24 protein-coding genes and 4 tRNA genes are annotated in these 25188 nt (G+C 54.7%); 17 read left to right on the top strand and 11 right to left on the bottom strand.

Annotation, left to right across the window (positions count from 1 at the left end; all coding sequences use genetic code 11):
* The first annotated feature begins 16 nt into the window (after positions 1-16).
* The 14 genes from CE168_RS07815 to CE168_RS07755 all read left to right on the top strand — a co-directional run bounded on the left by CE168_RS07815 (position 17) and on the right by CE168_RS07755 (position 8409).
* A complete protein-coding gene (locus CE168_RS07815; protein WP_236824362.1) occupies positions 17-298 on the top strand; it encodes a hypothetical protein in 282 nt (93 codons plus the stop codon).
* A gap of 58 nt (positions 299-356) precedes the next feature.
* On the top strand, positions 357-2921 hold the full coding sequence (locus CE168_RS07810; protein WP_099571913.1) for a DEAD/DEAH box helicase: 2565 nt from the start codon (positions 357-359) through the stop codon (positions 2919-2921).
* Positions 2922-3029: 108 nt separating this feature from the next.
* The gene (locus CE168_RS07805; RefSeq protein ID WP_099571860.1) at positions 3030-3377 is read left to right on the top strand and encodes an RNA polymerase-binding protein RbpA; all 348 of its coding nucleotides are present in this window, start codon (positions 3030-3032) and stop codon (positions 3375-3377) included.
* 120 nt (positions 3378-3497) lie between these two features.
* Entirely contained in the window at positions 3498-4220 is a 723-nt protein-coding gene (locus CE168_RS07800) for an HAD hydrolase-like protein (protein WP_099571859.1), read from the top strand.
* Between the two features lie 98 nt (positions 4221-4318).
* Positions 4319-4391: transfer RNA gene (locus tag CE168_RS07795), tRNA-Gly, on the top strand.
* A gap of 30 nt (positions 4392-4421) precedes the next feature.
* Positions 4422-4492, top strand: a tRNA-Cys gene (locus CE168_RS07790).
* Positions 4493-4531: 39 nt separating this feature from the next.
* Positions 4532-4603: transfer RNA gene (locus CE168_RS07785), tRNA-Val, on the top strand.
* Between the two features lie 31 nt (positions 4604-4634).
* Positions 4635-4710, top strand: a tRNA-Val gene (locus CE168_RS07780).
* 405 nt (positions 4711-5115) lie between these two features.
* Entirely contained in the window at positions 5116-5247 is a 132-nt protein-coding gene (locus CE168_RS09275) for a hypothetical protein (RefSeq protein ID WP_272896522.1), read from the top strand.
* 106 nt (positions 5248-5353) lie between these two features.
* A complete protein-coding gene (locus tag CE168_RS07775; protein ID WP_099571858.1) occupies positions 5354-5545 on the top strand; it encodes a hypothetical protein in 192 nt (63 codons plus the stop codon).
* Between the two features lie 82 nt (positions 5546-5627).
* Positions 5628-6068 (top strand): FHA domain-containing protein, encoded by a 441-nt coding sequence (locus CE168_RS07770; protein WP_099571857.1) that lies wholly within the window; start codon positions 5628-5630, stop codon positions 6066-6068.
* A 97-nt stretch (positions 6069-6165) separates the two neighbouring features.
* Complete coding sequence (locus CE168_RS07765; protein WP_099571856.1) at positions 6166-6789, top strand: MerR family transcriptional regulator; 624 nt, start codon at positions 6166-6168, stop codon at positions 6787-6789.
* A gap of 107 nt (positions 6790-6896) precedes the next feature.
* Complete coding sequence (locus CE168_RS07760) at positions 6897-7265, top strand: hypothetical protein (protein WP_099571855.1); 369 nt, start codon at positions 6897-6899, stop codon at positions 7263-7265.
* 319 nt (positions 7266-7584) lie between these two features.
* Complete coding sequence (locus CE168_RS07755; protein WP_099571854.1) at positions 7585-8409, top strand: PAC2 family protein; 825 nt, start codon at positions 7585-7587, stop codon at positions 8407-8409.
* 100 nt (positions 8410-8509) lie between these two features.
* On the opposite strand, the gene CE168_RS07750 is transcribed toward CE168_RS07755, so the two are convergent.
* Entirely contained in the window at positions 8510-9394 is an 885-nt protein-coding gene (locus CE168_RS07750; RefSeq protein WP_099571853.1) for an undecaprenyl-diphosphate phosphatase, read from the bottom strand.
* A gap of 200 nt (positions 9395-9594) precedes the next feature.
* On the opposite strand from CE168_RS07750, the gene CE168_RS07745 reads away from it, so the two are divergent.
* A complete protein-coding gene (locus tag CE168_RS07745; protein WP_099571852.1) occupies positions 9595-10386 on the top strand; it encodes a fructosamine kinase family protein in 792 nt (263 codons plus the stop codon).
* Between the two features lie 169 nt (positions 10387-10555).
* Here CE168_RS07745 and dnaJ read toward each other — a convergent pair whose 3' ends face one another.
* Both dnaJ and hrcA read right to left on the bottom strand, forming a co-directional pair.
* A complete protein-coding gene (dnaJ, locus tag CE168_RS07740; protein ID WP_099571851.1) occupies positions 10556-11707 on the bottom strand; it encodes a molecular chaperone DnaJ in 1152 nt (383 codons plus the stop codon).
* Between the two features lie 53 nt (positions 11708-11760).
* Positions 11761-12894 carry a heat-inducible transcriptional repressor HrcA gene (hrcA, locus tag CE168_RS07735; protein ID WP_099571850.1) on the bottom strand — a complete coding sequence of 378 codons (1134 nt, stop codon included), beginning with the start codon at positions 12892-12894 and terminating at the stop codon, positions 11761-11763.
* Between the two features lie 391 nt (positions 12895-13285).
* Between hrcA and tkt the strand changes: the two genes are divergently transcribed.
* Entirely contained in the window at positions 13286-15394 is a 2109-nt protein-coding gene (tkt, locus tag CE168_RS07730) for a transketolase (RefSeq protein ID WP_099571849.1), read from the top strand.
* An 88-nt stretch (positions 15395-15482) separates the two neighbouring features.
* Complete coding sequence (tal, locus tag CE168_RS07725; RefSeq protein ID WP_099571848.1) at positions 15483-16586, top strand: transaldolase; 1104 nt, start codon at positions 15483-15485, stop codon at positions 16584-16586.
* Between the two features lie 276 nt (positions 16587-16862).
* On the opposite strand, the gene CE168_RS07720 is transcribed toward tal, so the two are convergent.
* From CE168_RS07720 to CE168_RS07685, 8 genes are all read right to left on the bottom strand, one after another.
* On the bottom strand, positions 16863-18398 hold the full coding sequence (locus CE168_RS07720; RefSeq protein WP_099571847.1) for an aminotransferase class I/II-fold pyridoxal phosphate-dependent enzyme: 1536 nt from the start codon (positions 18396-18398) through the stop codon (positions 16863-16865).
* Positions 18399-18567: 169 nt separating this feature from the next.
* On the bottom strand, positions 18568-19380 hold the full coding sequence (locus CE168_RS07715; RefSeq protein WP_099571846.1) for an HAD hydrolase family protein: 813 nt from the start codon (positions 19378-19380) through the stop codon (positions 18568-18570).
* Positions 19381-19514: 134 nt separating this feature from the next.
* A complete protein-coding gene (gene secG, locus CE168_RS07710) occupies positions 19515-19763 on the bottom strand; it encodes a preprotein translocase subunit SecG (protein WP_099571845.1) in 249 nt (82 codons plus the stop codon).
* 124 nt (positions 19764-19887) lie between these two features.
* Complete coding sequence (gene tpiA, locus CE168_RS07705) at positions 19888-20682, bottom strand: triose-phosphate isomerase (RefSeq protein ID WP_099571844.1); 795 nt, start codon at positions 20680-20682, stop codon at positions 19888-19890.
* Positions 20683-20808: 126 nt separating this feature from the next.
* A complete protein-coding gene (locus CE168_RS07700) occupies positions 20809-22014 on the bottom strand; it encodes a phosphoglycerate kinase (RefSeq protein WP_099571843.1) in 1206 nt (401 codons plus the stop codon).
* A 128-nt stretch (positions 22015-22142) separates the two neighbouring features.
* Complete coding sequence (gene whiA / locus CE168_RS07695; RefSeq protein WP_099571842.1) at positions 22143-23093, bottom strand: DNA-binding protein WhiA; 951 nt, start codon at positions 23091-23093, stop codon at positions 22143-22145.
* Between the two features lie 149 nt (positions 23094-23242).
* A complete protein-coding gene (rapZ, locus tag CE168_RS07690; protein WP_099571841.1) occupies positions 23243-24178 on the bottom strand; it encodes an RNase adapter RapZ in 936 nt (311 codons plus the stop codon).
* The gene (locus tag CE168_RS07685; protein WP_099571840.1) at positions 24178-25122 is read right to left on the bottom strand and encodes a shikimate dehydrogenase family protein; all 945 of its coding nucleotides are present in this window, start codon (positions 25120-25122) and stop codon (positions 24178-24180) included. The genes rapZ and CE168_RS07685 overlap by 1 nt, the downstream gene beginning before the upstream one ends.
* Positions 25123-25188: the final 66 nt, after the last annotated feature.

Genomic DNA, 25188 nt, shown 5'->3' with positions numbered 1-25188 from the left:
GGCACTCGCTCTATTCATGCTGGTGATGGTCGTTTCCGGGATCGTCTATGCGTGCCTTCATGGTTACCATGCGTTCAAGGATGTGGCGAAACTGGGCGAACGCGCGGCGAAGCGGATCGACGCGATGGGTAAGCCATTGACCCAGCAAGACGAGAACGATGCACCCTTCTTCACCAGACCTCTGCAGGATGTTACCGAGCGCTACACGAATGCCCATACTGAAGTCATCGAAAGGCGTGAGGCGAAGCGCAATCGCCATGCCCAACAGTGGGCGCAATGGCGTCATTTTAATGATTGACCTGACTAAATTGTAAGGAATTATGACCCATCATCGTCGCCGTAATAACGGCACTGGCATGTCGGATACCAATGAGACCGTCAAACTGTCCCCCGCACAGCGGTACGCCGCATTCAAACAGACGCAGGCCAAACAGCGTACTGTTGCCGCCGAGTTTGCCAGATCCCTGCCATTTGAACTTGACGAATTCCAGTTACAGGCCAACGAGGCATTGGAGGCCGGGGATAATGTGCTCGTAGCGGCGCCGACCGGCGCGGGCAAGACGGTTGCAGCGGATTTCGCCATCTATCTGGCACAGACACGGAACGTCAAAGCTTTCTATACCACGCCGATCAAGGCGTTGAGCAATCAGAAGTATCATGATCTGGTTGCCCAGTACGGCGCGGATAAGGTTGGATTGCTGACCGGAGACACATCTATCAATTCTGAAGCGAACATTGTGGTCATGACCACCGAAGTGCTGCGCAATATGCTGTATGAGCATTCCGTAACGCTTGAAGCGCTTCGTTATGTGATTCTCGATGAAGTGCATTATCTCGCCGACCGTTTCCGAGGTCCGGTATGGGAAGAAGTCATCATCCACTTGCCGGAGAATGTGAAGATAATCGGTCTTTCCGCAACGGTCTCCAATGTCGAGGATTTTTCCGAGTGGATTGAATCCGTCCGTGGCAAAACCACGCTGGTCGTATCGGAACAGCGTCCGGTACCACTGGAACAGCATGTGCTCGTGCAGGCAGACGACCATACCGAACCGGAGCTTATCGATCTGTACCGCCGTGACGCCAACGGTGAACAGACGGTCAAACTCAATGCGCAACTGGTGAACAGACTCGATCAGCTGGACCGTCAGGCGGCACGTCGCAGAGGAGAGGAGCGTCCCGACAGGCGTAGTTCCAAAGGCAAGGGCGGACGCTGGGATGAACGTCCCCACAAAGCTGAACGTCATACGCCTCGACGTTGGGCCGTTGTGGATGAACTGAATTTTCTTGACATGCTGCCGGGAATCTATTTCATTTTCTCAAGGAATGGTTGCGATCAGGCGGTCGACCAATGCATCAATGCTGGTTTGGAACTCACCACCGGCGATGAAGTACGTAGGATCAGACGGATCGTTGATGAAATGGTCGAAGGCCAGCTAAGCCAAGAGGATTTGAAAGCGCTGCATTTCTCGCAATTCCGTTTTGCTTTGGAAGAAGGGTTTGCCCCACACCATGCGGGAATGGTCGCATTGTTCCGACAGATTGTCGAACGTTTGTTTGAAGATGGCTTGGTCAAGATGGTTTTCGCAACGGAAACGCTGGCACTGGGCATCAATATGCCGGCGCGTTGCGTGGTGGTCGAAAAACTCGAGAAATTCGATGGCACTGGGCATGTTGGCTTGACCCCCGGCGAGTTCACCCAGCTGACCGGTCGCGCAGGACGTCGCGGCATCGACACCATTGGACATGCCGTTGTAGTGGATCACCGTGGTTTTATGCCAGCCACTGCGGCCTCGTTGTCCAGCAAGCGAGTATATCCATTGCACTCAAGCTTCAGACCGACTTTCAACATGGCTGTGAACCTGTTGAATACCAGCGATTACGAGACCGCCCGCGTTACGCTCGACCATTCCTTCGCGCAGTGGGAGGCCAACGAGTCGGCTTGGCAGCTTGAAGCGCAGATGGAAACCCTGCGCAAGGCTTTGGAGGGGTACGAACAGGCCTTCCAATGTGAGTTTGGTGATTTCAAGGAATTCATGCGTCTGAGGATGCGCTTGAGTGATTTGGAGAAGAATGAACGTCGCAGGCTTAAACATGAGGTGTTCAGCACGCAGAAAGACCGTAGCCAGGCGTTCATGGAGCTTGACCGACGCATTAAAAAACTTCGTGAAGAAGACCGTGACCACCCGTGCCACAAGTGCCCAGACGTGCAGAAGCACTTGAAATGGGGGCATCGCTGGGCGCGTGAGACGCGTGAATTAGAACGTGTTCAGCATCGATACGATTCGCGTACCGGTTCCGTGGCACGTCAGTTTGATCATATCTGCACTGTGCTTGCCGACCTTGGCTATCTTCAGTCGGTGCGGGGATCCGCGGGCCATGGCGATTATCAGCTTACGGAACGGGGCCAGTTGCTGCGGCATCTGTACAGTGAGCTTGATTTGGTATTGGCCCAAGCGATCGAGGCTGGTGCATTCGACGGCTTGAATGCCTGTGAGTTGGCCAGCGTTGTCGCATCGCTGGTATTCGAAGCCCGCAGGGGAAGCGGGGGAGAGCCGCGTCGTTATCCTGGAGGCATTCAGGGCAATGTGGCCGTGTGCGCCGCGCAGCTCAAAGGTATACATGCGTCGATCGCCATGCTGTGTGAGGATCATATGCTCGAAGAGCCGCGCCAGCTTGATTTCGGCATCACCGACATCGTCTACGAGTGGGCGCAGGGTGAAAGCCTCTCGCAGGTGTTATATGGCACTGAGCTGACTGGCGGAGATTTCGTGCGCAACTGTAAACGACTTGCCGACGTGCTGCAACAGATAGCTGTGGCCAGACCGTATCTTGCCGAACGCGCCGAAACGTTGTCGCCAATCGCAAGGCAGGCATACGAGCGTATTAATCGCGGCATCGTCGCATATTCTGGCGTCGACTAAAATTGACAGTAAAAATTGGCAATCAGCAAACGAACAAGGAATAAAAGACACGTCCGAACTGTTCTGTAGCTTAGAAAGAGCGGACAATCCCAAGGAGGCAAAGGCAATATGGCAGAACGTAGCCTGCGAGGCATGAGCATCGGCGCAAAGTCGTTGGAATCCGATGATAATGTGGATTTCGCGGCCCGAAACGACGTCGCATACGTGTGCCCGAAAGGGCACCGTACGATTCTGCCGTTCGCTGAGGGCGCGGAGATTCCGGAGGAATGGGAATGCCGTTGCGGCATGACCGCGCGTCGTGAGGGCGACGGGGATCGTGAGGATGACGAAATATCCAAGCCGACTCGTACGCACTGGGACATGCTGCTGGAGCGTCGTACCGAAGACGAGCTGAAGACGCTGCTTGACAAGCGACTGCAAATGCATCGTGACGGTTGGTTCCCAGACTACGAGTGACCTACAGCTGAACGACACTTGAACACTATGCCCAGTCAGTATGGCTGGGCATAATTGTTAGCGTCCACAGGTATCACATCGATGAAAACGAATCGATAGGAATAAAGGGAGAACCAATTCATGTCCGAACAGACCAGGCAATCCAAGAAAGTCGTTCTGCTTGACCTCGACGGCACTCTGACCAAATCTGATCCGGGAATCATCGGCTGTGTGGTCAAAGTGTTCGAGGAATTGGGGTATCCGGTTCCGGATGATGAGGAATTGCAGCGATTCATCGGTCCTGCGATTATTGAATCTCTGCGGCGCAACGATATTCCTGAAGATCGTCTTGATGAGGGTATCGCTATTTATCGCAGGTATTATGCGGATGAGGCTGTGTTTGACGATCCCAACAATCCGGGGCAGAAAGTTCCGGGTCGTCTGAACAACACCATCTACGATGGTATTCCGGAGCAGCTGGCTAAGTTGCGTGCCGATGGATACTATCTGGCGATTGCCAGCTGCAAGCCGCAGTATCAGTGCATTCCGATCTGTGAACATTTCCACTTGGATGCCATGGTAGACGGCATTTATGGTGCAAGCACCGATAATTCCCGCCTTGACAAGGATCAGGTGATCCGTTGGGCGTTTGAACATATCGGTTTTGATGAGGCTGCCGGTGATCGTGCGTTGATGGTTGGTGATCGCTGGACCGATGCCGATGGGGCCAAGGCGTGCGGCCTTGACTGCCTAGGTTGCGGATGGGGCTATGCCGAGCCAGGCGAGCTTAAGGAGCATGGCGCATACCAAGTCATTGATACTGTAGACGAACTTGCGCAGGTCGTTGAGGAATATTTCGGCTGACGGTGCGTCCAGAAAAGGCGCGACACGCTGATTTGCAAATTACGGAAATGTGACTATAGTAGATACTCGTGCTCAGGCAGTGATACTGCGGAGCACATGCGGACATAGCTTAGTTGGTAAAGCGCAACCTTGCCAAGGTTGAGACCGCGGGTTCGAGTCCCGTTGTCCGCTCTAAGGTTCCGATTGATTATCGACCTTTAGGGTGGGTTAGCCAAGCGGTTAGGCAGCGGCCTGCAAAGCCGTATAGACGAGTTCGACTCTCGTACCCACCTCTCATTATGCTCGACGTAAGTTGGCATGATGGATAACCTGGGCGGTTGGCGCAGAGGTAGCGCACTTCCCTGACACGGAAGGGGTCACAAGTTCGAATCTTGTATCGCCCACTGGGACATGAGTTCCTGTACAACCATTATTGGGTGATTGGCGCAGCGGCTAGCGCACTTCCTTCACACGGAAGGGGTCATAGGTTCGATTCCTATATCACCCACCATCGGGCGGCATGACGTGCCGCTTTTTTTGTTGGTTTCGTTGGGATTCCGCCGTTTCGTTCGGCGTGTCGGAAATGGGTGGCGGCCGTCGGGTTTGGACGGTGGTTCTCATGGTCATGGGCGTTTCGGTCTGCAGTAGAGTCTGCAGTGGTTTCGACTGGCTAGTTTTCGTCGGTTTGGGCGTCGTTTCAGGCGTGTCGTATGTAGCGGCCGGCAGGGCGAACTCGCTGGCCGAATCCATACTCTCCAGTCAATGCTCTTAATTCAAGAGTAACCGATGATTTTGCTATAAAACGAATGGTCGGGCAATGATTTCAGTCTGACAAATCTCTATATTGGTACTTGTCAACAACAGAAGATGGTAAGACGCAAGGTGCGTCAAAGAAAACGAGCACTAAGGAAATAACATGAACAAGAATCAGATTTTCTCCGCAATCAAGCGTGGTTTCGAAATCAGCGGCATCAACGCCCTGTCCATGGTGGCCGGTTCTCCGTCCGTTAACAAGGCACTGCAGGAAATGATCGACGAGCAGCGCTGAAATTATTCTTTGTAATATTGATCTTTGAATGTGATTTAGGCCCGGGCACACGCTGTATCCGGGCTTTTTCGTACTCTTTCAGGGTGTGTGGCTACAATGGCTGTCTGTGAGTGACGAAGCATTGAATCTCAATCAGCCGGTCAAAGACATGGGGCCGAACGAGCTGAAAGCTTATGCCAAACTTGGTCAACAACAGCATGACGAGGCAAATCGTGAGCTGGAACGCCGTTGGCGTAGCTATGACGACATGCTGCCGCACGACCAGTTCGTGTCGATTATTGACAAAACTGAGGGGTGAAACCCGCTTTGCGGTGTATGATTCGTGACCATGCCGGCCTCAATGCCGGCTATTTGTAAGGGTAATGACTAGAATGGCGACTATGACTGATCCGATTCCAAGCGCAGGTGAAACGACCATCATTGGCCTTCCTGCAATAACTGTACCGGTTACTTCCACCGGAGACCGTCCTCTGACGAAGGAGGACCTTGAAACCATTATGCGTCTTGCCGACGGCACGGCACTGCTGATCTCGACTAGGGGAGCGGTATCGGGGTCGCGGTATCTTCTCGATGAGGATGAGATTACCGTCGGCCGTGATCCGAGTGCCGATATCCTTTTGGATGATTCCACGGTTTCTCGCGCCCACGCGGTGTTCCGCAGGTCGAATGGCAGGTATTGCGTCATCGATGCGGGAAGCTTGAATGGCACGTATGTGAACCGTCAGCGTGTTGATCAGCAGGAACTTAAGAATGGCGATGAAATCATTCTTGGCAAGTTCCGTTTGGTTTATTTCGACAATAAGGCCGTCATTGCCGGTTGATCCGCGTGATGCGGGATAAACTGTGTACAACAGCTTCGCGCCCATGGGCTTCATACAGAGGCTCATGGGCGTTGTTTATGTGTCGTAGGAGAATGCGATGAATGAGGCAGGGCCAACAATGCGGTTGCATCTGCATGTGCCGACTGCGGTACAGGGGGAGTTGTTTCCCTCAAGCGATGCACAGCTGGTGACGCGTGGCTATAAGGGTTCAGTGGCATCGAGGGTGTCCGGCATCACTTATCGTCAGCTTGATTATTGGGCGCGCAGGCAGATTGTGGAGCCTTCCATCACTCCATCGCATGGGTCTGGGTCACGTAGATTGTATTCGTTCAAGGACGTGGTGATTCTTGCCGTGTCGAAAAAACTGCTTGATGCGGGCATCAATCTGCAGAATGTGACGGCTGCCATTGGCTTTCTAACGCAACGCACTACTGAGCAGCTGGAAAACATCACTATTATGTGTGATGGGCAGCATGTGCACGAATGCACGGACAGCGAGCAAATGATGGCACTGTTGCAAAGCGGTAGGGCAGTGTTCGGAGTATCCATGGGATCCCTGTGGAAGCAAATCAGGGATGCTCTTGAACACGAGGAGTACGTCGATTTATCTACAATGCCTTCCACCGCGGACTCGACCCGTCCTGTTGACGACATCGCTGCGATGCGCATGAAAAAGAAGCTTGATGCGAAGCGGCAGGCACACACCGCTGTTTCACTGTAATATACAGGTTTGGCGATACCGCATAGGTTGAACAGGCCAAGTCGGGTTACATGGTCATCGATATACGGTAGATATGTAGAGACGGATTACAATAGGGGGAGTGTCGCATGCCTGATATCCTGCCGGCATTGCTGTGGATTGTCGCGGCAGTCATTGCAGTGAACATTTGTTCGATTACCGCGATTCGCGGAAATATCTTCTCAAAAACCAAGCGCGACGTATATCCAGTACGTTGGCCGATTGTTGGTTTACACTTCGCCTCATTGGTTATTGGCGCCTTGCCATACCCGGTATATACGATGTTCAAATCTGGTTTTTCCGTAAAATTCCGGCATTTCTACGAGCAAGTAGGATGGCCGTCAGCCGCGCTGATGATTTTGCTGATCGCCGCGGAGCTGGTGTTTATGTATCTGCAGGCCAGGAATGGCATGAAAAGCGAAATGGAAAGAAAACTCAATCGAGCCATCAAAGGCTGACCATGAAAGGCGTCCAGCGCAGCGAAGACGCCACCCGTCATACCGTTGGATTATGTCCGAGCAAAGTCCTGAAAGGGACGTGCTGGCGTAATCCACGATGTTATGTACAGAAGAGAGTGTCAGTCGAAGGCGGGCATACTTTTCTGACATAACATACATTATCGGACAAAATGATAAACGTCTGAAAGTGCTGTGAAAATAGACCGTTAACTGTTTCGTTGACTGTCTGCAGTGGTTTTCAGCGATATCGCGAATGCTTGTCATTCACCGACGGCAAAAGCGTGTCACAGCCTCCACGGTTTCGTTATACATTTGAAATATGTGTGAGGAGACGATAAGACGAACGACGATATTGATCGCCGCATTCGAGGGTTGGAATGATGCTTGCCAGGCCGCGACGAATGTCATACGGCATCTTGTATCGCGATATGATTCACAGGAGGTGCGTCATATCGACAACGAGGGTTTTTATGATTATCAGGTGGCTCGCCCGATGATCTGCTCGGTACAGGGACGTAAACGAATTATTTGGCCGCAGACCACGTTTTATGACATTGACGTCTCCCCTACGCTGCATTTGCTTGCGCAGATTGCCCCCGAACCGAATTATCGTTGGGAGGAATACTGCAGGTATACATTGCGTATCGCAGAGGATTACGATGTGAGCGATATCGTCACGTTAGGATCCATGTTCGACAACTGCCCCCATACGAGGCCTTTACCGCTTGACATTTCCAAGAATGGCTGCGAAAGCGAGCCTGACAAGGAATATAACGGCCCTGTGGGCATTCCTAATATTCTTGACGCTTTTGCGTCGGATGCAGGATTCCGGACCACGTCCATGTGGGTTTCCGTGCCTCATTATTGCGCCAATACGGAATGTTTGCAGGGCACGCTTGAGTTGGTTCGCGCATTATCGCTTCTGTTGGAGCATCCGCTTATCGAGGGTGATTTGAACAGGAAGGCCGCAGAATGGCGCAAAAATGCTGATGAGATTGTCGAGCAGACACACGCTGGCGATTATCTTGCCCGTTTGGAGCGGGATTATGATTTGAACGCCCAGGCACAACGTATCGCGTCGAATGGCATGCCGGCATGTGAGGAATTGATTCGCGAGGCCGAATCGTTCTTGCGTGGCAATTGATGTTGCGACTGACGACAGGCTGTCAATATACAAGTTGGGCCGACCATCCTGCGATGGTCGGCCCAACTTTCTTGTTTGTTGTTCGCTTATCGAACTAGGTTCACGCTGTAGCCACGGCTTCCAGCGGAGAGAGCACGCCTGTGATCAGCAGCAGTGCCACAACGACTGCCAAGCCGATGCGGTAGATGGCGAATGCCTTGTACGAGAATGTGGATACGAACTTCAGGAAGCCGATAATCACCACATAGCCGACTACGAACGCTACGATGGCCGCGGCGATGGTCGGGCCCCAGCCTGGGAACATGCCGGCATCCCCCGTCGCAACGTCCTTAACGGCCGATACGGCTTCCAGAATGCCTGCGCCGAATACGGCGGGAATGGCCATAAGGAAGCTCACGCGAACGGCTGCCTCACGGGTGTACCCCATAGCACGGCCGAAGGTGATGGTGCCGCCGGAACGGGAAACGCCTGGGATCAGGGCGAGCATCTGGCCGATGCCGAAGATCAACGCGTCCTTCCACGTCATTTCCTTCATGGTCTTGACCTGCCTGGAACGAGCATCGACCACCCACAGCAACACGCCGAATAGCACAAGCACGGTGACGGTGATCCACAGATTGCGCAGCGATCCTTCGATGGCATGCTTGAACAGCAGGCCCGCAATCAGAATCGGCATGGTGCCGAGAATAATGAACCAGCCCATCTGGGTATCCGGATTGTGTGCGCCCATACGGCTTTTGAAGTCCTTGCCCTCCTTGCCGAACAGGGAGCCAAACCAAGCACCGAGAATACGGATGATGTCGTGACGGAAATACAAAATGACGGCAAGCTCGGTGCCAATCTGAATAATGGCGGTAAACGCGGCACCCGGGTCAGAGCCCAGCATCAAATCGCCGATGATGCGGATATGGGCACTGGAAGAAACCGGCAGGTACTCGGTCAATGCCTGCACCAGCCCAAGGAAAATCGCTTGGAAAAAATTCATGAACCCTCTTTTATATGTATCAATGGTTTCGTCTGCTTTTCCGCATCCAAGACTAGCGAGAGGGGTCTAATTTTTCACTATGGATCCTTGAGTTGTCTCAAACTATGCACACAATGGTGCCAAAACCTATCGGAATCTCGCCAGCGACTCTATATAGTCTCGCAAACGTGGCGCATGATGCAAAAGAAAGGCCTGGCATTATGAGCAAATACCGCAAAAGCAGAGCATTCAGCCCGGAAGGTTTCTTCGAATGCGAAGGCCGTGGCCTGCAATGGCTTGGTGAAGCGAGCTCCAAGGGAGGTCCGCGTGTTGTGGACGTATACGATTGGGGCAAGGATTATCTCGATATCGAACGTGTGAACGCCTGCGGGCCGACACTGCAGGCCGCGCATGATTTCGGCGCGTCCCTCGCCCGCATGCACGATGCCGGTGCTGATTATTTCGGATCCGCCCCGGCCGGCTATGCGGGAACCTGCTATTTTGGCCCCCTGCAGGATCCGGTTCCTATGGATACAGGCGAATGGGATGACGTGGTCACATATTTGGCCGAAGGCAGGCTCCGACCAATGGTACGGCTTGGTATGAAACGTCGTGAACTGACCGACTACGACATGGAGTTGACTGAAGCTGTCATTGAAGCGCTGCCTGAAATACTGGGCAAAGCAGCTAACGATAAGCCTGCGCGTGTGCATGGCGATCTGTGGAGCGGCAATGTCATGTGGTCAGCCGATTCCGGATCTGTGGAAGCGGTGCTGATCGATCCGGCCGCGCATGGCGGACATCGTGAAGAGGATCTCGCCATGCTTGACCTGTTCGGCATGTCGTATTTGCGGGACATTCTCGACGGATACCAGTCCGTGCACCCGTTGAAGGCAGGATGGCAGGAACGAACCACTTTGTGGCAGCTCTACCCCATCGCCGGCCATTGCGTGTTCTTCGGCGGCGGTTATGTGAACCAATATCGCGCCATGTGCCGGTCATTGCTCAAATAAACATGTAGATATGTCTAATGATTGGCTGTTGTAGACATGAGACAATCCGCTTGCTACAGCAGAAACATTGACAAAATAGCCGGTTGCCTTGATTTTTGAAGCAACCGGCTATTTGAATGCGATCTAACGCTGTTTTCTTATCGGATGTAAGGCATTAGAACAAGGAAAATCAGCGCAACGCATCTTTCAACTTGGAGAAGAATCCCTTCTTCGTTCCGGTAGTTGGACGTGCACTTACCGCGACATGCTGGGCGTCGGCGTCATGCTTTTCGGCGAACTGTTCCATCAGCTTACGCTCGTCATCGGTAAGCTTTGTCGGAATCTTCACTGCGATATGCGCCACCAGATCGCCGCGTTCGTTCTTGTTGTTAAGATGGGTGACACCCAGGTTCTTCAAGGTCACAGTGTCATCAGGCTGACTTCCTGCAGGCACGCTCACCGACTGCTTGCCGTCGAACGTGTCGATTTCCAGATCATGCCCCAGCACGGCCCAGCTCATCGGCACTTGAATCCAGCAGTGCAAATTATCACCGTCACGAGTGAAGGTGTCGTCTTGAGCGATGCGGATATCGATATACAGGTCGCCGGCAACACCGCCGTTTTCACCCACTTCGCCCTGATTGGCGAGACGCAGACGGGTATTGTTCGCCACTCCGGCAGGCACGGACACACCAACATTACGAGTGGTGCGCACGCGACCATGACCAAGGCAGGACGGACACGGATTTTCGATAACGGTACCGTGTCCTTCGCAGCGTTCACATGGCGCAGTGGTCATCATTTGGCCGAGCATGGTGCGTACCACGCGCTGGGCGTAGCCTTGTCCATGGCAGTCGGGGCATTGCGCAGGCTGGGTGCCTTTCTGGCACCCTGTTCCGGCGCATTCCTGACATAGGCCGAACGTCTTGATCTCAACATGCGCGGTGTCGCCGAACACCGCCGTCTTCAAGTCGATGGTTACCGTGGCAAGTGAGTCACGTCCTGGCTGCGTACGCGGGGTCGGTCCACCGTTACCACCTCCGAAGGCACCTCCAGTGAACATGCTGAAGATGTCTCCCATATCGCCGAATCCGCCACCGAATCCGCTGCCGCCCATACCTCCGGCATTTGGATCGTTCGGGTCCACGCCGGCGTCGAACATCTGACGCTTCTGCGGGTCGGACAGTACCTCGTAAGCGTTGTTGACTTCCTTGAATTTATCTTCGAATTCCGGACCTGCGATATCGGGATGATATTTGCGGCTCATCTTTCGATAGGCCTTTTTGATCTCCTCGTCGCTTGCGGAGCGGTCTACGCCCAGCACTTCGTAATAGTCCGTCACTGTTGTTCTTTCTCCCTATTGTTTTCTGCGTGTCATTGTGCCATAAGGCGGGGTCAGCTGTTGGTTTGGTTTTCGTCGTGTGCCACGAATGCGGTCAGATATCTGGCGACGGCACGCACTGCGGCCATGGTCGCCGCGTAGTCCATATGCGTCGGCCCGATGGATCCGACGAAAGCAATGGGCTCGCTGGAATCTTGCGCTGTAGTGGTGCGATCGCTGGCTTCTCTCCCTTGTTCTTCTGCAGTTTCGCCTTCTGCGGCGTCGTCAACGGTTGCCGAGGTTCGACCGTATCCGCTGGTCACCACGGATGCGTGCAGCAGGCCGGGCGTGTGCGTTTCGGATCCGATGGCCACCCCGACTCCATTGGATTGCGTGGCTTCACTCAACGAGCTCATGAGTTTCATGAGCACGACTTGCTCTTCCAACGCATCGAACAATGGTGCAAGATCGGCCACGGTACGCTGGTGCGCGAGCCGTGAGGTTCCTGCCATATAGAGTTCGCTCGCGCGCTCGTCGTCGGCCATGCCATCGAAAGCCTGGGCAAGCGTTTCCACCAATTTGCTGATGGAGCGGTATTCCTTGCGGGACGACATCTGCCTGACATAGTCTGCGGTCCGAGTCAAGGAAACGCTGGCGCACTGCGCATTGATTTCGTTGACCAGATGCGACAGCACCGTGGCATCTGGCAACTCGGAAACGTTGAGTATATGCTGCGCCACTCGGCCGGTGTCGGTGATGACGACGGCCAATAAGGTGTTGATTGATACGGGAACGATTTCGATATGCCGTAACGTTGATTTCGCCAACGACGGCGCCGCTACGACTGCGACCTGACCGGTGATCTGCGCCAGAAGACGGGCTGCGCGCTGCAAGGTGTCCTGCAGGTTGACGGATCCCGACAAGAAGCTGTTGATGCCACGGCGTTGCGCTTCGGACATCGGCACCACTGTGGCCAAACGGTCCACGAAGTATCGGTACCCTTTTTCCGTTGGTATGCGCCCTGCTGACGTATGGGGTTGAATAAGGTATCCCTCATCTTCCAAGGCGGCCATATCATTACGGACGGTGGCCGAGCTGACGCCCAGATCATGATCTTTGGTCAAAGTGGTCGAACCGACTGGCTCCTGCGAGCGAATATAGTCCTCGACGATGGCACGCAGTACCAACATACGTCTTGACTGCGTCATGCGTGCCTCCTCTTTCACATATGCGATACAACTCAGCGGAATCCGGTTTTCGGTATATCTGCGATATTAGGCGAAACCATCTTCCATAAATGCTTCTCCCATTGTATTAGCACTCGCGCGGCACGAGTGCTAATACGTTCGCTTCCAGAGTACGCGTTTCTCGTTTTTTTCGATATCGATCTCCCGAAATGCTCGTCATACCACCAATCGAACAGAACAATCGCACGAGAATGTTAATTGTTAGCGCTAACAGAACACAAACTACCAAAACACGCCAAAAATCCATCACAACGTCACCTCACGTCGCTACTATGGGAAACGCAATGTGAGGGCGTCGAGCGCTCGGCACAAGCCGGATACGCGGCCCGACCAATTGGAAGGAAAGTAATCCATGACCGAATTCAAGGAGACCGAGCTGGACGAGCGCGCCATCAAGATGGCCAAGGTCCTGTCGGCCGACGCGGTTGAGCGTGCGGGACACGGCCACCCGGGTTCCCCCGTCTCCCTGGCGCCTATCGCCTATACTCTGTATCAGCATTTCATCAAGCATGATCCGAACGATCCCAACTGGGAAGGTCGCGACCGCTTCATCCTTTCCGGCGGCCACGCCTCCCTCACCCAGTACGTCCAGCTGTACTTCTCCGGCTACGGCCTGACCCTGGACGATCTGAAGAACTTCCGTGGCGGCGCCGACACCCGTACCCCGGGCCATCCGGAATATGGCCTGACCCCGGGCATCGAAATGACCACTGGTCCGCTGGGCCAGGGATTCGCTTCCGCCATCGGTTTCGCCTATGGTCAGCGCTTCCAGCGTGGCCTGCTTGATCCGGAAGCTCCGGCAGGTGAGTCCCCGTTCGATCACAACATCTGGGTCATCTGCGGCGAAGGCGATATCGAAGAAGGTATCTCCGGCGAAGCTGCTTCCCTCGCTGCCAACCAGCAGCTGGGCAACCTGACCGTGATCTTCGATGCCAACCGCATCCAGATCGAAGGCGACACCAATCTGGTTCTGGCTGAGGACGTGCTCAAGCGCTTCCAGGCCTACGGCTGGTACACGGACGAGTTCAGCTTCATCCAGCCTGACGGCTCCTACAAGGAGGACGTCGAGGGTCTGGCCGACACCATCGCCAAGGCTCGTGAGGCTGCACCGAACCAGCCGAAGCTTATCAAGGTCGACACCCTGATCGCATGGCCGACCCCGGGCAAGACCAACGATCCGTCTTCTCACGGTTCCAAGCTGGGCGCCGAAGCCGTCGCAGGCCTCAAGGAACTGCTCGGCTACGATCCGGAAGAGTCCTTCCACGTCGACGAAGAGGCTCTGGCTCACGCACGCAAGGTTGCTGAGCGCGGTCTCGAAGCCCACAAGGAATGGGACGAGAAGTACAACGCATGGCGCAAGGCCAACCCGGACAACGCCGCTTTGTACGACCGCCTCAAGGCCGGCGAGCTGCCGGAAGGCTTCGACAAGGCCATTGATGACCTCGAAGCCACCTTCGAAGTCGGCAAGGGAGTTGCAACCCGTGGCGCTTCCGGCTCCGTGCTGAACGCCATCGCTGCTGTCATGCCGGAACTCTGGGGCGGCTCCGCCGACCTCGGTGGCTCCAACAAGACCGATCTGAAGGGCGCTGCCACCTTCGCTCCCGCCGAGTGCGCCACCAAGCAGTGGCCGGTCTGCAGCCCGTACGGCCGTCAGCTGCACTTCGGCGTGCGCGAGTTCACCATGGGTACCATCACCAACGGCATCCTGCTGGGCTCCCACACTCGTCCGTTCGGCGGCACCTTCTTCATGTTCTCCGACTACGAGCGTTCCGCCGTGCGTCTGGCTGCCCTCATGCAGATTCCGAACCTGTATGTGTGGTCCCACGACTCCGTCGCCGTCGGCGAAGATGGCCCGACCCACCAGCCGGTGGAGCATCTGGCTTCCTTCCGCGCCATCCCGCAGCTTGAGGTCGTTCGTCCGGCCGATGCTTACGAGACCGCCGAAGCCTACCGTTACTTCTTCGAGAAGAACAACACCCTGCCGACCGCTATGGTCCTGACCCGTCAGGGTGTCCCGGTTCTCGCCGAGACCGCTGAGAAGGCCAAGGCCGGCGTAAAGAAGGGCGCTTACGTACTCGTCGACACCGAGGGTACCCCGGACGTCATCATTATGGCTTCCGGTTCCGAGGTCCAGTGGGCCGTCTCCGCCGCCAAGACCCTGGCCGGCGAAGGCGTCAAGGCTCGCGTCGTGTCCGTCCCGTCCATGGAATGGTTCGAGGAGCAGGACGCTGAGTACAAGGAAGCCGTGCTTCCGGCCTCCGTCAAGGCTCGTGTCTCCGTCGAGGCTGGCGTTGCCATGCCGTGGTACAAGTACCTCGGTTCCTACGGCAAGCCGGTTTCCATCGAGCAGTTCGGCCTGCAGGGCGACGGCGCTCAGAACATGATCGATCTGGGCATCACCGCCGAGCACGTGGTGGAAGCTGCCAAGGCCTCCATCGCCGAAGTCGAAGCCGCCAAGTGATTTCTCGGAGGGGTGCCGCAGTGCGCCGACGCCCCTCCCCCTTTGATATAACAGATTTGTTCCATAACGGAATATAAGGAGAAAAACAATGACCGAAGCAACTCAGCGTACGTCCGATTCCGGCGTTTCCATCTGGCTGGACGACCTGTCCCGTTCCCGCATCGAGTCCGGCTCCCTGCAGGACCTGATCGCCAACAAGAACGTCGTCGGCGTCACCACCAACCCGTCCATTTTCCAGAAGGCTCTGCATGAGGTCGGCCCGTACGACCCGCAGCTGAAGGAACTGGGCAAGGTCGACGTTGAGACCGCCGTGCGCGAGCTCACCACCACCGACGTGCGCAACGCCACCGACATCTTCCGTGAGATCGCCGAGAAGACCGACTTCGTTGACGGCCGCGTCTCCATCGAAGTTGACCCACGTCTGGCTCACGAGACCGAAGCCACCGAGAAGCAGGCTGAGGAACTGTGGGCTAAGGTCGATCGCCCGAACGCCATGATCAAGATCCCGGCGACCCTCGAAGGTCTGCCGGCCATCACCGCCACCCTGGCCAAGGGCATCTCCGTGAACGTCACCCTGATCTTCTCCCTGGAACGCTACGAGCAGGTCATCGACGCCTACATCGAGGGTATCGCCCAGGCTGCCGCCAACGGCCACGATCTGAAGCACATCGGCTCCGTCGCTTCCTTCTTCGTCTCCCGCGTGGACACCGCCGTCGACAAGCTGCTGGAAGCCAACGGATCCGACGAGGCCAAGGCCCTCGAAGGCAAGGCCGCTGTCGCCAACGCTCGCCTCGCTTACGAACTGTTCGAGAACAAGTTCGCCAACGATCCGCGCTGGGCTGAGCTCGAAGCCAAGGGTGCCAAGAAGCAGCGTCCGCTGTGGGCCTCCACCGGCACCAAGAACGCCGCCTACTCCGACTGCAAGTACGTCGACGAGCTGGTTGCTCCGTTCGTCGTCAACACCATGCCGGAGAAGACCCTGAACGCTCTTGCCGATCACGGCAACGGCGCCGCCTCCATCCAGGGCACCTACGAAGAGTCCCACGCCGTCATGGACAAGTTGGCTGAGCTCGGCATCAACATCAAGGATGTCACCGACAAGCTGGAAGCCGACGGCGTCGCCGCCTTCATCAAGTCCTGGGACACCGTCCTCGCTGACGTCCAGGCTGGCATCGACCGCGTCAACGGCTGAGCTTTTTGCTTAGACGTTAGCGATTTAGGCTAAAAAATTCCCCTGTCAGAATTCTGACAGGGGAATTTCTGTTATTGCTCTACATGTTTTCAGCTTATTCCAGCACGGAGGCATAAATCGGTAGCCTGACGGGTCCGCTTGGATCGCCTGCGCTTTGCGTCCTCCAAAGGATCGTAACCATACTTATGGGTAATGTGACTATAAGTATTTAGGGGTGGAGCGTCGCGATACTGCGCGCGCTTCACCCCATGAATGTCCTTCAAACAACCAAGGTCATTATGCCTGATGATATGTACTCAAGAAATCAGCGATCTCACCTATGGTTTCCTTCAACATCGTGATACGCGGCAGATATACCACCCTGAAATGATCTGGATTCTGCCAGTTGAACGCACCGCCATGACTGATTAGAATATGCTTGTCATGCAGCAGATCCAATGCGAACTGCTCGTCAGAGTGAATATTGAACTTTTTGACGTCTAGCTTCGGGAAGATATAGAACGCCGCTTTCGGCTTAACTGCGGTAACGCCGGGAATTTCATTGAGCATCCGATAGACCAGTTCGCGCTGCTCGTACACGCGGCCACCTGGCTTGATGTAGTCTTTGACACTCTGATGCCCACCCAAAGCGGTCTGCACCACCGACTGAGCGGGAACATTCGAACACATACGCATGTTCGCCAGCATGTTCAGGCCCTCGATGTAATCCTTTGCAATACGCTTGTTGCCGGAAAGTATCATCCATCCAATGCGGTATCCGGCAATCATATGCGACTTCGACAGACCGGAGAACGTCACACAGAACAGATCCGGAGCCAGCGATGCAATAGAAATATGCTCCAACCCATCCATGACTAGGCGATCATAAATCTCATCGGAGAAAATAATGAGCTGATGTTCCCGGGCAATGTCGACAATCTGCTGCAACAGTTCCCTCGGATAAAGCGCTCCGGTCGGATTATTTGGATTGATGATGACAATTGCTTTGGTCTTATCCGTGATTTTAGAGCGGATATCGTCGATATCGGGATACCATTCGGATCCCTCGTCACAGATATAATGCACGGCGGTGCCGCCGGCCAAATTCACGCAGGCGGTCCACAGAGGATAGTCCGGCGAAGGCACTAGCACTTCGTCGCCGTTGTCCAACAATGCGGACAGCGACAGGTTGATGAGCTCGCTGACGCCATTGCCAGTAAAGATATCATCGATGGAGACATTCGGAATATTCTTGAGCTGTGCATACTGCATGATGGCTTTGCGTGCCGAGAACAGACCTTTGGACGGTGAATATCCTTCGGTCTCAGGCAGCTGTTGCGCCATGTCATACACAACTTCATCCGGAGTCCGAAATCCGAATGGCGCAGGATTGCCGATATTGAGTTTCAGAATATGCGTTCCCGCTGCTTCCATGCGTGCCGCCTCGTCCGCCACCGGACCACGAACGTCGTAGAGCACATTGTCGAGCTTATGGGATTTCGCAAAGGTGCGCATAGTCTTTCCTTCTTTTGATTGCGCTGATGCAGGATTGCTATCATGTCGGGTTTCATCAGACTCGATTGCAGGCAAGGCGGCGGGGTTCTGCTCCATGGGAACGTCCTTTCCCATCAGCCAATCCTCATTGACCTGCAGAAAAGCCGCAAGAAAATGGGCGATATCGGCACGTGGCACGGTTTTGCCGCTCACGTACTGACTCATATGACTTTTACCAAGTTTGATATTGAACTTCTCAGCCGCATGCACAAAGTCAATTTGTTTGACATTGCGGAACGCCATTGCGGCGTTCAACCGGCTGGAGAATGATTCTGTCATACCAGTCCTCCCAGTTCAATTCTCGTCAAATACTAGTTCAAATCCTAGCACAAGCCACCTATTGAAATCACGGAAGTTCAATATCGAAATGTAACTATTTCGCATCCCTTTGCAACAAAAGTTCAATTCATGAAGTTCAACTCATGTAACTCTTGAACATTACGAGACGTCACAATAGATTATCTTCAATCCACTGTGCCACACCGTCATCGTTGTTGGATGGGCAGATTTCATCTGCGATGTTCAACACATCCGGATTGGCGTTCGCTACCGCCACTCCCCTGCCGGATTTACATAGCATGGCAATGTCGACCAAATCATCGCCGAATGAGACGGTTTTGCTTATTGGCGTCTCAAAATGCTCTGCAAGCAGATCCAATGCATGTTCCTTGTTGGCTTGAGGATTCATTAACATCCACAGCGATCCCTCAGAGATGTGAACATCAAAGTCGCTGGGCACAAGAGAACCGACCTGATTCCACTGCTCATCGTTAGGGAAGATAATGAGCTTATCGGCAATACCTTCAGGAACATCGTCGAAGTCAGTGTATCGCCAAGTCTGTGTTTTCCAGTATTTCGTAACGTCGAAATTGGTGTATCTCACATCATCCATGACAATGCCGACTTCCATGCCGGGCAGTTCAGTCAACAGATTCTTGCAGACTTCGCATGCTCGCTGTGAGGAGAACCCGATTTTCTTAAGATGGCCATCTTCCGGCAGCATCGGCGAAGTAAGCATTTCATAATTTGATGAGGATGGATTGAAATCGATCAATGCTCCATTGAGATAGGCGACGGCATCAACCGGCAGTTTTTCCACGAACGAAAAGCCTGTGCTGACCGGACGTGCCGTTTCCACAGCGAAAGTCACGCCATTATCGTGCATGCGGTTAATCACATCGATGGAACGTTGTGTGAGAAAACGTTCCTCGAATGTTTCACCATCATGCAGCAAGGTACCGTCCAAATCCGCGACAACCATTGTGGTTTCTTGGGTTTTCTCGATTTTCAAAGACGTCAAATCAATCCTTCGCTCGTATGTTGCAGCCAATACTACGATAGAAACAACTTCGGCCCATGGCTGGATTACAGTCATGGGCCGAAGCAAAAAGCCAATCAGATGAGGTTGAATTTCGTCATCAGACCGAGGGCGATGATGATGGCGACCCACAGTATTGCGATGATGACGGTCCAACGATTCAGGTTCTTTTCGGCGACGCCAGAGGAACCCGCATTCTGGGTGAGGCCGCCGCCGAACATATCGGACAGACCGCCACCCTTACCCTTGTGCATAAGAATCAACAGGGTGAGCAAGAGGCTGAAAATAACAAGAATAATCTGCAGCACAAGCTTGACGATGGCCATAGCGGACACGAGTGAACCTCCAGTTCGTAAACACTGTCGTTAACAATAGCGCAAGGTATTGAGAAAATCGAATAATGACCGTACCTTGAAAGACCAACTCGATAAAAACATTATTCCGCGAACATCATACCGTCGCATTCATGGTGAGCTGGCAGATTCTGGTGAGCTCATCCACATTCAGCGCGGCGCCGCCGATAAGGAATCCGTCCACATCGGGCTCGCCAATCAATTCTTCGGCATTCTTTGAAGATACGGAGCCACCATACAGAATGCGCACAGCCTCTCCCACATGTATTCCGAAAGTCGCAGACAGATCATCCCGAATCGCTTTGGCCGCGTCCTGAGCGGATTGTGGAGTGGCCACCATTCCGGTGCCGATGGCCCATACCGGCTCATACGCTACTATCAGACGCGATGCTTCCTCGTCGGAAAGATCGCGCGTGACGTCATGCACCTGCCCCACGGCGAAATCAAGCTCAATGCCTTTGCGACGTTCCTCATAGCTTTCGCCAACGCAAAGAATCGGTTGCATGCCGGCCGCCAAAACAGCGCGTACCTGGTCCACGATGTTCGCGTCATCTTCCGGATGGTATTTACGGCGTTCAGAATGGCCGACAATCACATACGAACAGCCAAGGTGAGCGATCATATCGGCAGACACATCTCCGGTGAACGCGCCCTGCGATGTTACGGAAACAGCCTGTGCGCCGTAGCGAATCTTCAAATTGTCAGATTCGACCAACACCTGCACGCTGCGCAACGATGTGAAGGACGGCATCAATGCGATTTCACAATGGCGGTAGTCAAAATGGATGTCACGAAGTTTCCATGCGAGCTGTTGAACGAAATAGGTGGCTTCAAGATGATCGAAGTTCATCTTCCAATTGCCGGCGACCAGTGGAATTCGTTGCGATGCCATGTGTTTGCCCGTCTCCGTTCTTATTTCATTCAGTGTTAGTACGCCGTAATTTCGGTTTAGTGAAAACAAGAGGTGCTCCCCCACCTTTGTCGATAAGGGAGCACCTCCAGATTATGCGTTAAGCAATTAGTCGAGCACCTTCAGGCCCGGCAGTTCCTTGCCCTCAAGGAACTCGAGGGAAGCGCCGCCACCGGTAGAGATGTGCGAGAAGCCATCCTCCGGGAAGCCGAGGTTGCGCACTGCGGAAGCGGAGTCACCGCCACCGACAATGGTGAACGCGCCAGCTGCGGTTGCGTCGACCAAGCCCTGAGCCACGGCCTTGGTGCCGGCTGCGAATGCCGGAACCTCGAACACGCCCATCGGGCCGTTCCACACGACGGTCTTGGAATCCACAATCTTGTCGTGGAAGAGCTTCTGGGAATCCGGACCGATGTCCAGACCCATCTTGTCGGCCGGAATGGCATCGGCTGCCACGACTTCCGGAGCGATGTCCTCATCGGACTTCGGGAAAACCGGGTTCACCACGATGTCGGTCGGCAGTACGAGCTCAACGCCGTTCTGCTCGGCACGATCGATGTAGCCCTTGACTGTTTCGACCTGATCCTCTTCCAGCAGGGAAGTGCCGACCTCGAGGCCCTTGGCCTTGAGGAAGGTGTAGACCATACCACCGCCGATGACCAGACGGTTGGCCTTGTCAAGCAGGTTCTCGATCACGCCGAGCTTGTCGGAAACCTTGGAACCGCCAAGCACGACGGTCAGCGGGCGCTCCGGCTCGACGGTGGCACGGGACAGAGCCTTGACTTCCTTCTCGACCAGCAGGCCGGCGGCTGCCGGCAGATCAGCTGCAACGTCGTAGTTGGAGCCCTGCGCACGGTGAACGACGCCGAAACCGTCGGACACGAACGCTTCGCCGAGAGCTGCGATCTTCTTGGCGTAAGCGGAACGCTCCTCCGGATCCTTGCTGGTTTCTTCCGGGTTGTAGCGCACGTTCTGCAGCAGCACGACATCGCCATCGTTCATTGCGGCGACCTTGGCCTGAGCGTCTTCGCCGTAGGTGTCTTCAGCCAGCGGAACCTCAATACCGAGCAGCTCGCCAAGACGAGCGGCGACCGGAGCGAGGGACAGTTCCGGAACGACCTTGCCCTTCGGGCGGCCGAGGTGGGCCATCAGAATGACCTTTGCGCCTTCTTCGCGCAGAGCCTTGATGGTCGGCAGAGCGGCCTTGATGCGACCGTCATCGGTAATCGTGGTGCCGTCCAGCGGAACGTTGAAATCAGCGCGAACGAGAACGCGCTTGCCCTTGAGATCTCCAAGATCCTTGAGTGTCTTCATGTATATCCTTTCCTAGCCGCTTGTAAGCGTGGAATGGCCATATTGCCATTTACGAATAATACAAGCTCAAACGAACAAAAACACCATGCTGTTCGAAAACAGGCATGGTGTTTCGTGCAAAAACTCAATCAGACCGACTGTCGGCGCGCCTTCTCGGTTTTTTCGGCGAGCTGCAGCAGTCGGCGAATGCGACCGGCGATGGCATCCTTGGTAATCGGAGGATCGGCCAAACGTCCCAGCTGTTCCAACGACGCATCCGCATGATCGAGACGGAGCTGGCCCGCAGACTTGAGGTTATCGGGAATATCGTCGCCGAGGATTTCAAATGCCTGATGCACCTTATCACATGCTTCCGCGGCCGCCTTGGCGCTGCGGCGCATGTTGGCGTCGTCGAAGTTGGCCAAACGGTTCGCCTTGCCTCGCGCTTCGCCGTCGGAACGCTTTCCGGTCCATTCGCGTGCTGAACGCGGGGCACCCATAAGGATGAGCATGCGTTCGATGGCATCAGGGTCACGCAGGGTCACGCGCTCGGAGCTGCGCAGCTTACGTGGCTTGGCGGTGATGCCCAAGCGTCGTGCAGTGGAAACCAGCGCCAGAGCGGCCTCATGGTTCGGGCATACGATCTCGAGATAGCTGGCCTTGCCCGGGTCGGACAGGCGGCCGTTCGCAAGGAACGCGCCACGCCATGCAGCTTTGATCTGCGCGATCTTGCCGTTGACGATATCGCTCGGCAGGCCAAGCACCATGTTCTTCGTGTAGCGGCTGTATAGACCGGTCTGCAGCACAAGTGCCGCACTGCCCTTCGGCACGCGGATCACATAACGCTGCACCGTACCGGTCGGCGTTTGCCTAGAAACAGGAGTGAGCGTGGCTTCGTGGCCATACAGGTTCTTGATGGTGTCTTGCAGCCAGGTGGCCGCATCTTGGGAGTCGAGCTGCACCTGCACAAGAATGTGGTGATCCACCGAGTGCAAACCATTGCCGAACCGAATCATTGCCGTAGCCTGCGCCTTTTTAGCGATTGGCAATTCATTGTCGATTGCGGACAGCTCGCTTTTGACGTCATCCAGAAGAGCCAAGAGCCAACCTCCTACCTTGCTGTTCTTCCCTAAATTTCAGGCGAGTCGCGGAATCACTCCGCACCGCCACGGCTTACTGTGATACCGAATATCTTGGACAATCACAGCTTGATTTCTTTATATATGGACACTATTTTCTCATAATACGATCATTTTCCCGCTGACCGCTTATCAAGCTCACGTGCGGAAACGGAAACCGATAGCCCCCTCGCACGCAGGCGCTTGGCCAAGGCCTCGCTCATCGCAACGGAACGATGCTGTCCTCCGGTGCAACCGATTGCAATCGTCACATAATGCTTGTCTTCCTGCGCATACCCTTCGATCGCAATCGCAATCGCTTTTTCGTATGCGTCAAGGAAATCGGCGGCACCTTCGCTGGAAAGCACGTAATCGCTGACTGCCTTGTCTCGTCCGGTGAGCGAACGCAACTCCGGAACCCAGAATGGGTTCGGCAGGAATCTCACGTCGGCGACAAAATCGGCGTCGATGGGAATACCATATTTGAAACCGAAACTGAAGATGTGTACGGAAACCGTGGTCGGCCCAGATCCAAGCATGGCCTCATATAATTTCGTGGACAGCTGATGGATGCTCAACGACGACGTGTCAATGACGATGTCCGCACGCTCCTTGAGATTCTCAAGAAGGTCACGCTCCTCGAGAATGCCGTCGATCAGCCGGTTGCCCTGTTGCAACGGATGCGGCCTGCGTACGGATTCGTATCGTTTGATCAACACCTCGTTGCTGGCGTCGAGGAACAGGATGCGTGTTTTCACACCAAGATCATCCAAATGGCTGAGCACCGCGGACAGATCGGCGAAATAATCGCGGGAACGCACATCCACGACTGCCGCAAGCTTATGGATGTTGGATCCGGTGGTCATCATCATGTCGACCAGCGGCACCAACAGTTTGGGAGGCATGTTATCGACCACATACCAGCCCATATCCTCAATACTGTTGGCCGCATGTGATCGCCCCGCACCACTCATGCCGGTGATTAGCAATACTTCAAAACCTTCGGCAGGCGAAGGAGCGCTGGCATGCGTGCCATTCGCTTGTGCGTCGATATCTTCCTGTGTCATCACAGAGCCTCCTCAAGTGCGATGCGCATGGCTTGTTCCAACCGCGCGGTGCGGTCCTGATTAATCATGCCACTCGGCGGATCATTATTCCAGATTCCCGTCATCAGGCAAACCTGCACCATTGCTTGGTACAATAGCATTTCCTCGCCGCCGATGGCGGTTCCTCCCCTTTGACGCCAAGCTTGCATCAGTTTGGTAGGACGTGGATCGTACACGACATCAAGCAATGTTCCACCCATGTTCGCATTTGACGTTTCCAAAGCTTCGGCGATACTGTCCGCAGCCAGACCAGGGATGGTGTTTACCGCCATATCTGCATGGCGTAACGCCTCAACAGCATGATCCATTCCGACAATGGTTATCGGGCGTTCCGACGGCAAATATCGTTCGGCAAGAGGTTTGAGAGCGGTATTCTTTTCGGGATGGCGAGCTACGACGATGACATGTCCGATTGCGGGGGATTCAACGCACGCGGCCAACGCTGACGTCGCCGTGTTGCCGTTGCCGATGATCACGGCCGTTCCCGAACGGTCCGTCTTCGGTTTCGTCCTGCGCGCCTGATACGAGTGTTCGAAAGCGAGCTCGATGCCTCGCACATCCGTGTTATACAGCTTGATGGCGGGAAGATTCGGATTGCCGTTGACGCAGGTCCCGTTCCAATCGAACACCGCGGTGTTGGCTACCATAAGTTCCTTCGCCCACATATTGCAGGGCGTACCATACGGTTGGATTGTTTTCTTCAATGGCATGGTCAGACTGAGACCAGCCCAAGTCGGGTCAAGCGATTCGAGAAAACCTTCAAGATCGGGCTCTCCTACCGCATGCTTGTCGTACACCCAATCATCAAGTCCTAACGCCTGATAAGCGGCATTGTGCAGCACTGGAGACAACGAATGCGCGATCGGCTTGCCCAAAACCGCGCACCGATGATTGACCTCAGTCATATTCCCTCCCTTAATACTCACCGTCATCATGCTAGCAATTCGATTATCTTTTTCCGCTACTCAATC

The organism is Bifidobacterium sp. N5G01, from assembly GCF_002742425.1.
GTDB classification, from domain to species: domain Bacteria; phylum Actinomycetota; class Actinomycetes; order Actinomycetales; family Bifidobacteriaceae; genus Bifidobacterium; species Bifidobacterium hominis.
The sequence above is the reverse complement of the archived record's forward strand: the minus strand, read 5'-3'. Positions and strand labels throughout refer to the sequence as shown.

What these genes read in the sequence shown, in the direction of transcription:
- CE168_RS07815 (WP_236824362.1), top strand. Translation starts at nt 17, where the DNA reads ATGCTGGTGATGGTCGTTTCCGGGATCGTCTATGCGTGCCTTCATGGT.
- CE168_RS07810 (WP_099571913.1), top strand. Translation starts at nt 357, where the DNA reads ATGTCGGATACCAATGAGACCGTCAAACTGTCCCCCGCACAGCGGTAC.
- CE168_RS07805 (WP_099571860.1), top strand. Translation starts at nt 3,030, where the DNA reads ATGGCAGAACGTAGCCTGCGAGGCATGAGCATCGGCGCAAAGTCGTTG.
- CE168_RS07800 (WP_099571859.1), top strand. Translation starts at nt 3,498, where the DNA reads ATGTCCGAACAGACCAGGCAATCCAAGAAAGTCGTTCTGCTTGACCTC.
- CE168_RS09275 (WP_272896522.1), top strand. Translation starts at nt 5,116, where the DNA reads ATGAACAAGAATCAGATTTTCTCCGCAATCAAGCGTGGTTTCGAAATC.
- CE168_RS07770 (WP_099571857.1), top strand. Translation starts at nt 5,628, where the DNA reads ATGACTGATCCGATTCCAAGCGCAGGTGAAACGACCATCATTGGCCTT.
- CE168_RS07765 (WP_099571856.1), top strand. Translation starts at nt 6,166, where the DNA reads ATGAATGAGGCAGGGCCAACAATGCGGTTGCATCTGCATGTGCCGACT.
- CE168_RS07760 (WP_099571855.1), top strand. Translation starts at nt 6,897, where the DNA reads ATGCCTGATATCCTGCCGGCATTGCTGTGGATTGTCGCGGCAGTCATT.
- CE168_RS07755 (WP_099571854.1), top strand. Translation starts at nt 7,585, where the DNA reads ATGTGTGAGGAGACGATAAGACGAACGACGATATTGATCGCCGCATTC.
- CE168_RS07750 (WP_099571853.1), bottom strand. Translation starts at nt 9,394, where the DNA reads ATGAATTTTTTCCAAGCGATTTTCCTTGGGCTGGTGCAGGCATTGACC.
- CE168_RS07745 (WP_099571852.1), top strand. Translation starts at nt 9,595, where the DNA reads ATGAGCAAATACCGCAAAAGCAGAGCATTCAGCCCGGAAGGTTTCTTC.
- hrcA (WP_099571850.1), bottom strand. Translation starts at nt 12,894, where the DNA reads ATGACGCAGTCAAGACGTATGTTGGTACTGCGTGCCATCGTCGAGGAC.
- tkt (WP_099571849.1), top strand. Translation starts at nt 13,286, where the DNA reads ATGACCGAATTCAAGGAGACCGAGCTGGACGAGCGCGCCATCAAGATG.
- tal (WP_099571848.1), top strand. Translation starts at nt 15,483, where the DNA reads ATGACCGAAGCAACTCAGCGTACGTCCGATTCCGGCGTTTCCATCTGG.
- CE168_RS07720 (WP_099571847.1), bottom strand. Translation starts at nt 18,398, where the DNA reads ATGACAGAATCATTCTCCAGCCGGTTGAACGCCGCAATGGCGTTCCGC.
- CE168_RS07715 (WP_099571846.1), bottom strand. Translation starts at nt 19,380, where the DNA reads ATGGTTGTCGCGGATTTGGACGGTACCTTGCTGCATGATGGTGAAACA.
- secG (WP_099571845.1), bottom strand. Translation starts at nt 19,763, where the DNA reads ATGGCCATCGTCAAGCTTGTGCTGCAGATTATTCTTGTTATTTTCAGC.
- tpiA (WP_099571844.1), bottom strand. Translation starts at nt 20,682, where the DNA reads ATGGCATCGCAACGAATTCCACTGGTCGCCGGCAATTGGAAGATGAAC.
- CE168_RS07700 (WP_099571843.1), bottom strand. Translation starts at nt 22,014, where the DNA reads ATGAAGACACTCAAGGATCTTGGAGATCTCAAGGGCAAGCGCGTTCTC.
- rapZ (WP_099571841.1), bottom strand. Translation starts at nt 24,178, where the DNA reads ATGACACAGGAAGATATCGACGCACAAGCGAATGGCACGCATGCCAGC.
- CE168_RS07685 (WP_099571840.1), bottom strand. Translation starts at nt 25,122, where the DNA reads ATGACTGAGGTCAATCATCGGTGCGCGGTTTTGGGCAAGCCGATCGCG.